The organism is Gemella sp. 27098_8_149 (assembly GCF_041433745.1).
Lineage (GTDB): Bacteria > Bacillota > Bacilli > Staphylococcales > Gemellaceae > Gemella.
In genome coordinates this window covers 14,799-28,516 of record NZ_JAPWCB010000016.1, presented here as the reverse complement: position 1 = coordinate 28,516, position 13,718 = coordinate 14,799, and the positions used below count along the sequence as shown (strand labels likewise).

12 protein-coding genes are annotated in these 13,718 nt (G+C 30.5%); 4 read left to right on the top strand and 8 right to left on the bottom strand.

Features of this window, described 5'->3' with window-relative positions:
- Positions 1-13: 13 nt before the first annotated feature.
- From rplI to O3801_RS07030, 3 genes are read right to left on the bottom strand one after another with little or no spacing between them, the layout of a single operon-like run.
- Positions 14-457 (bottom strand): 50S ribosomal protein L9, encoded by a 444-nt coding sequence (gene rplI, locus O3801_RS07040; RefSeq protein ID WP_371454504.1) that lies wholly within the window; start codon positions 455-457, stop codon positions 14-16.
- A 31-nt stretch (positions 458-488) separates the two neighbouring features.
- Positions 489-2,435 (bottom strand): DHH family phosphoesterase, encoded by a 1,947-nt coding sequence (locus O3801_RS07035; protein WP_371454503.1) that lies wholly within the window; start codon positions 2,433-2,435, stop codon positions 489-491.
- Positions 2,436-2,437: 2 nt separating this feature from the next.
- On the bottom strand, positions 2,438-3,385 hold the full coding sequence (locus O3801_RS07030) for a DUF2232 domain-containing protein (RefSeq protein ID WP_371454514.1): 948 nt from the start codon (positions 3,383-3,385) through the stop codon (positions 2,438-2,440).
- A 623-nt stretch (positions 3,386-4,008) separates the two neighbouring features.
- Here O3801_RS07030 and O3801_RS07025 point away from each other — a divergent pair.
- Positions 4,009-4,776 (top strand): D-alanyl-D-alanine carboxypeptidase family protein, encoded by a 768-nt coding sequence (locus tag O3801_RS07025; protein WP_371454502.1) that lies wholly within the window; start codon positions 4,009-4,011, stop codon positions 4,774-4,776.
- A gap of 26 nt (positions 4,777-4,802) precedes the next feature.
- Entirely contained in the window at positions 4,803-5,693 is an 891-nt protein-coding gene (locus O3801_RS07020) for an SH3 domain-containing protein (RefSeq protein ID WP_371454501.1), read from the top strand.
- A gap of 52 nt (positions 5,694-5,745) precedes the next feature.
- Here O3801_RS07020 and O3801_RS07015 read toward each other — a convergent pair whose 3' ends face one another.
- The 3 genes from O3801_RS07015 to O3801_RS07005 form a co-directional block, all read right to left on the bottom strand.
- The gene (locus O3801_RS07015) at positions 5,746-6,987 is read right to left on the bottom strand and encodes an MFS transporter (RefSeq protein WP_371454500.1); all 1,242 of its coding nucleotides are present in this window, start codon (positions 6,985-6,987) and stop codon (positions 5,746-5,748) included.
- A 157-nt stretch (positions 6,988-7,144) separates the two neighbouring features.
- Positions 7,145-7,741: a ComF family protein gene (locus O3801_RS07010; protein ID WP_371454499.1), complete on the bottom strand. Its 597-nt coding sequence runs from the start codon at positions 7,739-7,741 to the stop codon at positions 7,145-7,147.
- Positions 7,742-7,744: 3 nt separating this feature from the next.
- A complete protein-coding gene (locus O3801_RS07005) occupies positions 7,745-9,283 on the bottom strand; it encodes an ATP-dependent helicase ComFA (protein ID WP_371454498.1) in 1,539 nt (512 codons plus the stop codon).
- A 291-nt stretch (positions 9,284-9,574) separates the two neighbouring features.
- Between O3801_RS07005 and hpf the strand changes: the two genes are divergently transcribed.
- Entirely contained in the window at positions 9,575-10,120 is a 546-nt protein-coding gene (gene hpf / locus O3801_RS07000) for a ribosome hibernation-promoting factor, HPF/YfiA family (RefSeq protein ID WP_371454497.1), read from the top strand.
- A gap of 358 nt (positions 10,121-10,478) precedes the next feature.
- Positions 10,479-11,054 (top strand): DJ-1 family glyoxalase III, encoded by a 576-nt coding sequence (locus O3801_RS06995; protein ID WP_294683239.1) that lies wholly within the window; start codon positions 10,479-10,481, stop codon positions 11,052-11,054.
- Between the two features lie 54 nt (positions 11,055-11,108).
- On the opposite strand, the gene O3801_RS06990 is transcribed toward O3801_RS06995, so the two are convergent.
- On the bottom strand, positions 11,109-12,185 hold the full coding sequence (locus O3801_RS06990; protein ID WP_371454496.1) for an iron-containing alcohol dehydrogenase family protein: 1,077 nt from the start codon (positions 12,183-12,185) through the stop codon (positions 11,109-11,111).
- 217 nt (positions 12,186-12,402) lie between these two features.
- Complete coding sequence (locus O3801_RS06985) at positions 12,403-13,620, bottom strand: HD domain-containing protein (RefSeq protein ID WP_294683237.1); 1,218 nt, start codon at positions 13,618-13,620, stop codon at positions 12,403-12,405.
- Positions 13,621-13,718 lie beyond the last annotated feature (98 nt).

The following is a 13,718-nucleotide window of genomic DNA, read 5'->3' as shown; positions in this document are numbered from 1 at the left end:
TTCAACTTATTTACTATTGTTCCACCACGTGAACTTTAATTGTTCCTTCTACTTGAGTGTGTAGTTTAATTTTAACATTTGTATAACCTAAAGATTGAATACCGTGTGGTAAATCAATTTTCTTTTTATCAACTTTTAGGTCATGTTGTTTCTTAAGTTCTTCAACAATTTGTTTAGAAGATACTGATCCGAATAATCTTCCACCTTCTCCAGATTTAACTTTAATTGTTACTTCAAGACCTTCTAGTTGTTTCGCAAGTAAGTTAGCTTGAACTAATTCTTCTTGTTTATCTTTTTCAACACGTTTTTGTTGACCTTTAAGTGTAGCCATATTAGTATTTGTTGCCGCTACAGCTTTTTTATTAGTTATTAAGAATTTTGCATATCCATCAGCAATCTCCTTAACATCTCCTTTTTTACCTTTTCCTTTTACATCTTCTAAAAATATAACTTTCATTACAATTTCTCCTTTTATCTATTTTTTATATTTATGATATTATTTTATCAATAGCATCATTTAGACGATCTAATGCTTCGTCTAAATTAATCCCCTCAATCTGAGTTGCTGCATTAGCAAGATGGCCTCCACCACCAAGTTCTTCCATGATAAGTTGAACATTAATATTACCTAATGATCTCGCTGAAATACCCACTTTTCCTTCCTCAAGATATCCTATAGCAAAACTACATTCAATCCCTTTAAGAGTTAGAAGCAAGTCTGCACTTTGAGCAAGCATTACGTTCGTATAATATTTACCTTCAGGCGCTTTTGCCATGATAATTTCTGGGGATTTTTGAATAGAATTGTTAATTATTTCTACCCTATTCATGAAATTCTCAAATGGTTCTTTAAGAATTGTTTTAACTTTTATCGGATCTGCTCCATTACTTCTTAAATATGCAGCTGCATCAAACGTTCTAGATCCTGTTCTTACAGAGAAGTTTTGTGTATCTACTACTATTCCTCCGAGCATTACAGTTGCTGCAATAGGCGAAATCTTTTCTATCTTAGTTTGATACTCTATTAACTCTGCGATTAATTCAGAGGCAGATGAAGCATATGGTTCAATATAAGTTAACAATGGATTTGTAATTATATCTTCACCTCGTCTATGATGATCAATTATAACTTTTCTATTCGCCTTAGATAAAATCGCTGCATCAATTACTCGTGATGCATCAGAAGTATCTACTACAATTAAGGTTGTTTGAGGAGTCATAAGTTCCCATGCTTCATCACTATCTACGAATACCTTAGATAACTGCTCATCTTTACTATCAATTTCAAACATTACTTTGTGAATAGTTTCATCACGATCACTCTCATTCAAGATAATATAACACTCTTTACCTAAAAACTTAGAAAAAGTATAAATACCTACACATGCACCAACTGCATCAAAATCAGGACGTTTATGCCCCATTACTATTACCTTATCACTATCATTTACTATATCAGCCAACGCATTAGAAACAACACGAGCCTTAATTCTAGTACGTTTTTCCTGTGGGTTAGTTTTACCACCATAGAATCTAATCGTACCATCAACATCTTTCATGGCTACCTGATCTCCTCCACGCCCTAAGGCTAAATCTAACGAACTCTTAGCGAGTTCTCCAAGTTCTGGTAAGAAATCAGTTCCCATCCCAACACCTATACTCAAAGTAATTGGCGCATCAAATTCTTCTTTTAGATTTCTAATAGTATCTAAAATTTGGAATTTTTCTTTTTCTATTTTTTTTAAGTCCTTTACATTTAACAATCCGATAAATCTATCGTCATCTATTCTTTTTAGATAAATACTATTTTTCTTAGCCCAATCTGTTAAAGTAATAACAACAGTAGCATCCAGTCTACTCGCCACTTCATCTTCCAGTGAATCATATACGTCTTCATAATTATCTAGACTTAAATTAAGGATAATAGGTCTTGTATCTCTAAATCTTTGCATCACTACTTTACTTTCTGTAATGTCGAAGAAATAGATATATCCACTATCTTTTTGGTAATTAACTTTATAATGCTTTCCAAAGATTTCAAATTGATTATCCACTGGAGTCTCAAGTTCAAATAAATCCTCTATCTCCGGCATAAGTTCCAAAATATTCAGACCTTTTATGTCTGCAACTTTAATATTTTTATATATAAAATTATTTGCCCATTCTATATTTTTATTTTCATCAATTACAACTATTCCTATAGGGAACTTATTAATACCTTTTTCTGATGAATCCTTAATTCTATTTGTTAATTTACTAATATACCTCTCAGTATGTTCAACAGATTTTTCCCTTTGTATATTATAAAGAGCGAAAATAAGTAAACCAATCAATAAGTAAATTATCAAGCTATAAATATTAAATATAGCACTTAAAACTGCACCTATTAGAAAAATAGCAATAATAATCAATTCATATTTTTTCTTATCATTCATACTTATCTTCCCTTCTTAATTATAATATATCCTTCTCTTATCTTGAATACACAATCAATGAAACCAAGCAACTCAAAGATAGGACTAAAAATCAGCATTAAGACAAACACAACAGGTTTAACAATATTAGATTTCGTTTTCTCTTCAATAAAGAAAAACGCAGTAAACAATCCATTCAAAATAAATGCTAGTGATAATACACCTGTAATATTTTGGAATAAAATGTTCCAAAAACTATACGTATTACCTCCTGCTTCCATTTCAATAAGAAAAGTTATTAAAGTGACTACAATATATGCATAACCACTTTTTTGACTTAACATAACACGACTAAACATTGGAAAAACAGGGATAATCACAAATTCTCTACCTAACATCGATAACGTATAGTGTACTAATACTAAACTATATACAAATACCATGATAAATAATGTTACAGGGAATGATTTCTGCAAACTTGAAAAACTCTCTAACACCATGTTTTTATCGACACCTTGATTCATTTCAACCATCGAATTCACATAAGAATTAATAAAATCTAATATTTGCGTTCTATCAATAGTTATAATTCCCATCTTTATAGATAAGAATATATATAAGGCTAATCCTGTAAATATTACAACACTGGTTGCTGCAGTTAGAAGCATTTTTGATCTACGTAAGATTATAGTCTTATAGACCATATACGCAACTATCATATGTATTCCAAACCAAAATATGATTGTTGGTGAAGCAAATAACACCAATATTCCACCAGCAATAATAACTAATGGTAAACAATATCGCCAACCTTTAGCTCCAAAAACATAAGCTAGCGGAAACACAGAAAGAAATGCTGTCAAAATTCCGAGATTCAATAATGATCCGAGTAAAATCAGTAATAAGAAACCTCCTGAATAAGCTAAAATCTTTTTTTCACTAGGTTGTTTAAAGAAAAATTTTTTCTTCATCAACTTTTTAAGTTCTTTATTTATGATTTTTGAAATGTTATTATCCAAATTAACACTCCTTTTTTATTTTTATAATACCTCCACATAGTATTTTTTACTATATAGGTATCTTTATTATTATACCAAATTTCATCATTTTTTTAAAGAAAAATAAAAATCATTAAAATACTATAATTTCAAGAATATTTATTTATTCTAATAAATTTTTTCTTTGTTTTCATGTTTTACAGTACATAGTACAAAGAAAAGAACTCTAACTAATTTTTGTTAGAGTTCTTTTTCTCATTTGAAATCTCAAAAATACTTATAATACTATAAAAATAATTCCATCACATATTTAGAGATAATATAAATTTTTTTACGCTTTATAACAAATTCGTTTGTTTCGTTTCTAATTTTCTTATAAAAAGAATATTGCCTACCTCAACTAATTTTCATTAACAATTTAGAAATTTAAGATTACCTCATCACATTGTATTTATTTTTAGAGAAAATCATGTTTATAATTGACAAAATACGCTATTCAACTTATGATATTTAATAAGAGTTACACTTTATCTCGTATTTATTGTATTAATTTTTATTAAATACATTTACTATATTAAGAGAAAGGCTTATATTTTATGAAGAAATATATTATTACTATTGTTACTGTTACTTTAGTAGTATTGACATTAGCATTAGGTGGCTATTATTATCTTACTAAAGATGATAAACCTACAGCGCCTAGTCAAACTACTCAAAAAGATAACACAAAATCTTCTACTACTAAAGAAAACAATAAAACAAATAAAAACAGCGAAGATACTCCATCAACGAATGGAAAAACTCCAGAAACTGTTACTCAACCGACTATTATCAATGGTATTGTGCTAGCTAATAAAAAGCACCCATTACCTGCTAACTATAACCCTGGAGAAAATCCTACAGCAAGACAAAAAGTCAATAAATTAATTAGTGACGCTCAAGCATTGGGACTAAACGTTTCTAATCAAGTTTCTGGTTTTAGAGCTTACGATACACAAGCTGGACTTTACAACAACTATGTTGCTTCGCATGGTAAACAAGAAGCAGACAGATTCTCAGCTCGACCTGGATATAGTGAGCACCAAACTGGATTGGTTTTTGACCTTATTGATAATCAAGGACAACTTTTAGGTGCCGAAGGTACTAACGAAAGTAGTAAAAAAGCGGCTGAATGGCTAGCTAAAAATGCTCATAAATATGGTTTTATCGTTAGATATAAACCCGAGTTCGTAGATAAAACTGGTTACATGGAAGAAAGTTGGCATATTCGCTATGTTGGTGAGGATGTTGCTAAGACTATCTATGAAAAAAATATCTCACTAGAAGAGTACCTTAATGCTCCTGGTGGAGACTATGCAAATTAAATTATTATAAGGAAAAGGAGAAATTAATGAATAGAAATAATCAAGGTCCAAATAATCAAAATTACAATAATCAAAACTTTGATAACACTCAGTATAACAATCAAGGCTATGACCAACAGTATCAAAATACTCAATACCAAAATTTCGATCAACAAAATTACAACAATCAACAACAAAATTTTAATAATCAACCTAACTATAACGTTCCTCCAATGTACATGGAAGAACCTAAAGAAAAGAAAAAAAGTATACTTCCAGTTGTTTTAACAGCAATTATTACTTTTGTTGTTTTAGTAGTAGCATTATACTTTGGATATAATAAATTCCTAAAAAAGGAAAATGTTATCGACTTAGCTACTTACGAGGTTAATTTTGTTACATACGGAGCTGAAGGCGAAGGAAAACCTGAAGTTGATATTAAAAAAGTTCCCGAAGTTGCTAATTCTAGCGCAGAGATTTCTAATCTATTATCAAATCCAGATATTTCTTTCAATAAACAAAGCAACTTAAAAAATGGCGACAAAGTTGAAGTTACTATCACGCTTAATAAAAATACTGTAAATAAATTAAAACTAAAAACAACAGGAGAATTCAAACGTACATTCACTGTTAATGGACTAAATGAGAAAGCTAAAGAAAAAGAAACTATTATCGTAAAAGAAGGTTCTTCTAATTCTTCTAGTTCATCAAACGAAAGAAGTCATAGTATTAGCGGACGTACGGCTTATGTAAAACCAGCCGTAGGTGTTAACTTAAGAAGTGACAAAAATGATTCTAGTAGAATTATAACTTCAATTAGAGGTGGAGCAGCTGTTACAATAAGATCACTTGAGACAAACTCAGAGGGAGAATCTTGGGCTTATGTTGATTACGGTAGTTACACTGGATATATTCGTGGAGATTTAATCGGCGGATAATAAAATAGAATAATTAAAAAAAGTTGACTCACACATTGTGAATCAACTTTTTTTAATTATCTCTAACTTTCAATTTAACCATAAGCATACTTATTAGTGTTATCCCTATAACAATAAGGAAAATAGATTTACTTTGTGTAAAACCAAGCAAGCCATTTTTAACATGTTTAGCTATCCAAACATACACATAATCTCCGTAATAAATTCCTAATGCGAAGAATGCTTGATAGATTCCCATACTTACATTACGATATTCTCTATCAAAATATTGCATAGCTAGGGAAATAAGTGCATTGTAGGCACCACCATATCCTAATCCATTTAAGATATAACTAAAATAAATAACATACGGGTTATTAACATATAACGCTATAATATAGAACGCTAATGAACATCCTAGTAAGAATAATAGAGTTTTTTGAATCCCCCATTTTCTCGTGAAATACACTCCCACAAGAACTCCAGCAATAAGCTGAGGTACTGCAAATACTGCATCCATATAAGCAAGCATTAGCGGAGTCATATTCAACTCAGTTTTACCATAGGCTATCATGTTAGCCCCACTTGTAGCAAATTTAATAAATGAAAGTAAAAGAGCAATTATACAAATATAAATGAAACTCTTATGTTTAATTACTACTTTCACCTTATCAAATGAAAAGTCACTATCAATTGGGCGATAATCTTTCATCATAAATGATAATATAAACGTTATTACCGCAATAGCACCAGCTACTATCCACATATAATCAAAATGTTTATATGTATTCATAGTAAAGACATATTGTATCGGTGCTGCGATAAATTCAGCTAACAATGGTGCTACAGATAGTATTGATACCGACACCGCTGCCTTATCTCTAGAAAAAGTTTCTGAGAAAATAACATTAAATAACGCAAGCATTGTCGCACTTATCCCTAACGATAATGAAGATAAGTATAAAGTTATATAGCTACCATTAAATGCTACTAAAAATGAAGTAACTATTAGTAAGAATAGAGAAATTTGAACGAATATTTTACGTCTTTTGAAAATATCGCTCGCCAAAAACATCGGCAACCTTACTATTAAACTCATAAGTCCATATCCGGCTGCTATTTGAGCTGCGAGTACCGGCGTTAAAGAAAGTCCACCTTGTTCTATCGGTGTAATCGCGTATAACTTTCTATAAGCACGTATAATACTTATCGCAGACCAGAATAAAACTAATATCCAAAATATAATAATTTGATCCTTATTCAATTCGAATTTCTTAGATAAAAAGATTACCAGAATTAGAATTAATGCGATCATTATAAGTGAAAATAAAATTTTTGTTTTAACCATCTCCTAACTGTATAATTTTTATAACATATCGAACTCAAAGTTGTATAACTATGTATAAAATTCAACTTTAACATTATACCACAAAATCGTATGTTGTTAAGAAAAAAAACACTCAAATTATTTGTTAGATTACTTTCGATAACGTTAAAAAACTAATTTTTATATTTGGATAGGCTTCTTTTATAATTCTAGCACACCCCAATAATGTACTTCCACTCGTAAATATATCATCTATTATCAAAAGAGTCTCAATACCTTTCAAAGCAAGATCATCATTTAAAAAATGATACCTATTTTCCATCCTTTTTCTGTGGAGTTTCGATTGCTTTTCTCTATATTCACAACTAAGAATTTTCTTGTAGTTCACACCACTTAACTTACAAACTTGTTCAATATGATCAAACCCTCGAATAATTTCCCTAATCTCATTTGCTGGGACGATCGTCACTAAATCAAAATTATTTAAAGAAAAAAATTTATCTAGAAGATTTTTAAATTTTACTGCACAAGATACATCTCCAAAATATTTTATAGAATAGATTTCATCTTTTAAAAATTCATAGTCAGCAAAATAATACAAAGTATATTCTCCTACTTCCAGGACGTTTATATCAATGTGTTCCCTACAGCTATCACAAAGATAAAAATCATCTTTTTTTGTAAATAATGTATCAAACCCTAACTTTTTCTTTGTTTCCAAACTACAAAAACTACACTTCATATCCTACCTCCTATTCAACTTCCTATATCTTGCAAGATTATTCATATACTCAATCTCTTTAATAGCAGCTTTCATTTCCCTGCTTATATTATCCGCTAAAAATACGACATCACCAGAATTATCATAGTCCTTTCTACCTACCCTACCTGATATCTGAATTAATGCAGCCTTTGTAAAATTTACATGTTTGGCATCAAAAACCACTACATCTAAATAATCAAAAGTCACGCCACGTTCTAATATCGTTGTCGTAATAAGAACATCTATTTCTCTATTATAAAATTTCTGGATTTTCTCACTTCTATTTTCATCTCCACTATAGACAAAATCTACAATTATTTCCTCGGAAATATATTTGTTAACATACAATACCGCCGTTTCACACATGCCTATTTCAGGAACAAATATCAATATTCGTCTATCTTTCTCTAATTTTTCTTGAATGAATTTTTCTAGAAATCGTGATTTTCTCGAAAAATCAAACACATCTGACCTCTCAATTTTTATTTTCGGAACAGGTAATAAATATCTGTGATACCTTATAGGGATTTTTATAACTTCATCGACGCTAGATTTTACTTTTTCAGATGGTGTAGCCGATAAGAATACAAGTACACCGTCATCTTTCAAACCTGTTTTAGCACCATTTTCTAAACACTCATCACCTGAGTATGGAAAGGCATCAACCTCATCAATAATAACGACATCAAAATAATTATAATATTTAACGAGTTGATGTGTTGTCATAATATAAAAATTCGATTCTTCAAAATTTTTCTCTTCTCCATGTAAAATACTAATAGGATATCCTTTAAAATCACGATGGAATCTTTCAGATAATTCTTTGACTACATCTCGTCTAGGGATTGCTAGGCAAATATTTTTCTTATCTACAATCGCACGATGTATTGCTTCATAAACTATTTCTGTCTTACCCGCTCCACATACCGCCCAAATTAATGTACTCTTTGCGCTGTCTATATTCTCCACTAAACTCTTACTTGCTTCTTCTTGAACATCGCTTAACTTAACACTAGGTCTTTCAGGTACTTTTAAATTCGATACTGGGATATTTATATGAAACTTTATAAAATGGTCATCACTTCTCCCAAAATCTATACATCTTCTACAATATGTAATTTTTTGAGTATTATTTTCAAAAGTAAAAAATTGCTTTTGATCTTTATTATCACATTGCAAACAATGAAATTCTCCTTTATCTTCTTTTACTGAATACAATTTACTTATATATTGACAATTATCTAAATAATGAGGCTTAATATTCATTTTTAGTAATTTGGGTATAGATAAAAGCAGTCCATTATGCCTCCTTAAAAAAGTTAAATCACTCTCTTTTAGAGTATAGACTGCCCCTGTCGTTATTTCATTATATATTTCATCAAAATCTGTATTGATTTCTCCAAAATCATCATAGCTCTTTTTTATTTTTCTATAATTTATATTTTTGTCATTATTACTCATTTTTGAGTAAAAAACTATATAAAGCGCCTCTATAAATTCACAGTATTCCCTAAAAAACATTTTCTATTACCCCTTATCTGTAAATTTTTTCAAAATTATTTTCAGTAAAATTCCTCATTTAGTTAACATTTTAAGATTCTAATATTCCTAGCTAACTACATAACATCTATATTTAATTTTATTTTAACAAAAATATATTTATAAAGCAAAATAAATGTATATTTTATAAAAGTGACATTTTTATGCAAACTATATTGCTAACGTTATCAAAAAGTGGTATAATAAAACTATAAAAAAAGGGGGAACCCCCTATAAAGTAGCTAAGCTGCTTTATGAAAGGAGTGCTTTAAAATGTTAAGATATCAAGTACGAGGAGAAAATTTAGAAATTACTCAAGCAATCAGAGAGTATGTTGAAAGTAAAGTTTCTAAATTAGAAAAATACTTTGCTGACAGTTTAGAAGCAAACGTTTATGCTAATGCTAAAGTATACAAAAATAATAAGAAAAAAATTGAAATCACTGTACCACTTAAAGGCGTAACACTTCGTGCAGAAGAAACAAACGAAGACTTATACGCTGCTGTTGATTTAGTTGTTGACAAACTTGAACGTCAAATGAGAAAACACAAAACTAAAATCAATAGAAAAGGTCGTGAAAAAGGATTTGCTGAAGAAAATATTCTTACTAACGAGTTAGAAGAAGCTGAAGAAACTACTTTAGATCTTGGTAAAGTGAAACAACTTAAAGTTGAAGCTATGACAAGAGAAGAAGCTGTATTCCAAATGGAACTTCTAGGACACGATTTCTTCGCATTCTTAGATAACACTACAAATGAAATTTCTGTAGTATATAAACGCCGTGACACAGGATACGGAGTATTAGAAATTTCTAAATAATTAATATTGAGTTTAAACACAATCAACCATCTTCCGTAGATGGTTGATTTTTCTTTGCAAATACAATAAAATTAAGTTAATAAGAAATGATAAGTAAATATAATGATTTTTTCATTTGAATAATCAAATTTATATATAATTATAGATTTCATGTTCTCTATAGTGGTGAGAGCAAAATTGATACACAATTTTGTGAGGAGTAAATGAGACTATAGGCTCATTTACTAGCTGGAGAATCCATTTTTTATGTGCGAGCACATGAAAAATTAGTCGGAAGCGTCCTTCACCACAATAAGAGAACATAGAATTATAATATTTTCTATATTACTACACACAATACCCATTAGGAGGATTTTTTATGACTAAAAAAGTTGCTTTATTCGTTGAAAATGGAAGTGAAGAATTAGAACTAATTGCACCTTTAGACATACTTCGTCGTGCAAATATTCACGTTGATCTAATCTCTGCAAACAACGAAGATTATATAACTAGCTCACATGACGTAAAAATAATAGTAGATAAAAAAATCGATGACATCGACAATATACTTGATTATGATGCAATAGTAATCCCGGGCGGAATGCCTGGAAGTACCCTACTTCGTGATAACGATAAAATTATCAAATTCTATCAAGAAATGTATAACGCTGGTAAATTAGTTGCTGCTATCTGTGCCGCACCAATTGTATTAAGCAAAGCGGGAATTCTAGAAGATAAAGAAGTAACTTCTTACCCAGGATTCGACAAAGAAATAAACTGCAAAACATATAATAACGAAAAAGCCGTTATTGTTGATAAAAATGTAATCACTGCTCAAGGACCAGCTGTTGCTATTCTATTCGGTTATGAAATCGTTAATTATCTACTTCAAGACGATACTGCACAAAACATTAGCAATGGCATGTTAGTTCCAGTATTAAAAAATAACTTATAAAATACAAAACTTAAGACCTCAGATTAAAATTTCTGAGGTCTTTCTACTATTTTACTATTTTGTTAATTCTTCTAACTCTTTCATCGCAGCTACTACAACTTCCGGTGTACAAACATCAACTGCAAGTTTAAATGTTTCTTTTTCACTAGCTGCAAATTCAGCAATTTTTTGCATTTTGTCTTCTACATCTTCTGTTACATTCACGCAAGATAAGTTATAAGCTAAATCATTAGCTTTATAGAATGGAACAAGTTTCTCAACTTCTTCTCTCTTACCTTCAGCAAGTAATTGAACTAAAATACCATAAGATACTTTTGTTCCATGTAACACAGAGTGTGTTTCTTTAACTAAACTCATACCATTGTGTACTGCGTGAGCTCCTGCCATACGTCCATAGTGAACACCGAAGCATCCAACACATCCTGAGATAGCAAATACTGTATCTACAGCATTTTTGAAGCTTTCAGTTACTTCACCTTTTTCCATAGCTTCTAACGCACCATTAGCATCACGAAGAAGAACATCTCGAGTGATTTTAGCTGCTTCTAATCCCATTCTTACAAAAGGATCATTAAACTTGTTATTTCTCTCTACTAATACTACTGCTTCATACCATTTAGCTAAAGTATCTCCAATTCCCGCTACGAAGTATTCTTTTGGTGATTCTAATAATAGATCTAAGTCTGCAATACAAGCATAGGCTGTACGTTTAAAATATGCAACTTCTCTAAATGTGTGATCTGGGTGATAAACTGCAGCTACTGGCGCATATGGTGCACAAGTTGCGATTACAGTTGGTACTGTCATATATTCAACATTTAAGTTCTGCGCTACTCCTTTAGCAGTATCGATAACACGACCTCCTCCTACTCCAAGAACTACGTCAACACCTTCACCGTACTCATCAGCAATACGTTGCATATCCTCAAAAGATGCCGAACCATCATATTTTGCTACTCTAAACTCTCTATTTCCTTTATAAAACTTCGTAAATGCTGCGTAAGATTTTTCCCCAGTAACAATCAAAGGAGTCTTAAACCCTTCTAATCTATTATCAAGTGCAGACAATGCCCCACTTCCTGAAATATATTCACTTACCCCTGGTCTTGCTACATTTGCTAATTCAAACATTTTACATCTCTCCTTTGTTGTTAAATTTATTATGTTATTGTTTAAATAAGATTATATCATTTCAGAAAATTAAAATCAATAGTAAATTAAAGCCTTTTCATTTTCTGACAATTTAAAAGAGAAGTATTCAAGAGTAATTTATAAGCAAATAAAATTTAAAAATCAAGATAATCGGTTCAATAAATTCTTACCATACCAACTACCTTGATCTTTTATTTTATTTCGGGAAAAATATAGTTCCCTCTTTCTTAGTCTGACCTTTAGTTATAGATTCTACTATAGTACTAGCTTTCTCTAATGCTACTATATCACCATTTAATTTTTCAATTAAAATTTTTCTACCTTTATACGGACTATAAACACTAGCTTCTATATTCTCAATCCTTAAATAATAGCGTTCATCTAAACCACTTTCCTTAAGCATATTTTTTATCTGAGCTAAATTTTCTTCATTATAATCCACATACTCAAATAATTTTCTGTTTTGTAATCTTCTTGCTAAATCAGCAGCAATTTTGTCTTCTTTATCTTGAATAAGAGCACAACAATATAATAATGAATTTTCATCCAGTTTAAAATATTCGTCTACACTCACTTCAGATTTCTCTAAGAATGGAATCAACACCTTCATATCTTCAAAATAATCTTTATCAACTTTGAAAATATCCTTCAATCTATTAAATAGTTGAATAAATACCGCCTCATAACTTCTAGCTACAGGATGATAATAAACCTGCCAGTACATTTGGTATCTCGCCATAATATAATCCTCTACACTATGAATACCAGTATATTTAACGACAATTACCTTTCTTCCCTCAGCTGTTTTCCTTACGCGCATTGTACGCAATATTCTTTCAAGGTCAAACTGTCCATAACTCGTAGCTGTAAAATAAGAATCACGCAATAAATAATCCATTCTATCAGCATCTAGTTGACCTGACACGATCTGATTCAGAATATCATTTTCATGAGTATGTTGAATAATAGAGACTATATCTTGTGGCAACTTATCAGAAACAGCTCGTAAAATTGAATTAAGTTCAGTATTCCCTAATATTATTTTTGCTGTATATTCCTCATGACTATGATTAGTAACATGCTCGAATGCATGAGAAAACGGCCCATGACCCACATCATGCAAAAGTCCCGCAAGCATCACACAAACTTTTTCATATTCCGTTAATTCAACACAAAGCGACTTAACTTCAGTAACCATTCTTCTAACAATCTCATAAACACCTAGCGAATGAGAAAACCTAGAGTGTTCGGCTGTTGGATAAACTTGAAAATCTCCCCCTAATTGTCTTATACGACGTAATCTTTGAAACTCCTTACTATCAAGACAATTCCAAATTACTTCATAATGAATATGAATATAACTATGGACTGGGTCTTTTAATACTTTTGTTTCATTTAATCTCTTTAATTCCATCACTTTTCCCCCTGTCATAAGCGATATTTTTTACTATATTTCACCTATTATTATATCAAAGCACAAAAAAAAGACAAGCCTAAGCTCATCTTTTTCAC

What these genes read in the sequence shown, in the direction of transcription:
- O3801_RS07015 (WP_371454500.1), bottom strand. Translation starts at nt 6,987, where the DNA reads ATGATCGCATTAATTCTAATTCTGGTAATCTTTTTATCTAAGAAATTC.
- O3801_RS06985 (WP_294683237.1), bottom strand. Translation starts at nt 13,620, where the DNA reads ATGGAATTAAAGAGATTAAATGAAACAAAAGTATTAAAAGACCCAGTC.
- O3801_RS07035 (WP_371454503.1), bottom strand. Translation starts at nt 2,435, where the DNA reads ATGAATGATAAGAAAAAATATGAATTGATTATTATTGCTATTTTTCTA.
- O3801_RS06990 (WP_371454496.1), bottom strand. Translation starts at nt 12,185, where the DNA reads ATGTTTGAATTAGCAAATGTAGCAAGACCAGGGGTAAGTGAATATATT.
- O3801_RS07010 (WP_371454499.1), bottom strand. Translation starts at nt 7,741, where the DNA reads ATGAAGTGTAGTTTTTGTAGTTTGGAAACAAAGAAAAAGTTAGGGTTT.
- hpf (WP_371454497.1), top strand. Translation starts at nt 9,575, where the DNA reads ATGTTAAGATATCAAGTACGAGGAGAAAATTTAGAAATTACTCAAGCA.
- O3801_RS06995 (WP_294683239.1), top strand. Translation starts at nt 10,479, where the DNA reads ATGACTAAAAAAGTTGCTTTATTCGTTGAAAATGGAAGTGAAGAATTA.
- rplI (WP_371454504.1), bottom strand. Translation starts at nt 457, where the DNA reads ATGAAAGTTATATTTTTAGAAGATGTAAAAGGAAAAGGTAAAAAAGGA.
- O3801_RS07020 (WP_371454501.1), top strand. Translation starts at nt 4,803, where the DNA reads ATGAATAGAAATAATCAAGGTCCAAATAATCAAAATTACAATAATCAA.
- O3801_RS07025 (WP_371454502.1), top strand. Translation starts at nt 4,009, where the DNA reads ATGAAGAAATATATTATTACTATTGTTACTGTTACTTTAGTAGTATTG.
- O3801_RS07005 (WP_371454498.1), bottom strand. Translation starts at nt 9,283, where the DNA reads ATGTTTTTTAGGGAATACTGTGAATTTATAGAGGCGCTTTATATAGTT.
- O3801_RS07030 (WP_371454514.1), bottom strand. Translation starts at nt 3,385, where the DNA reads ATGAAGAAAAAATTTTTCTTTAAACAACCTAGTGAAAAAAAGATTTTA.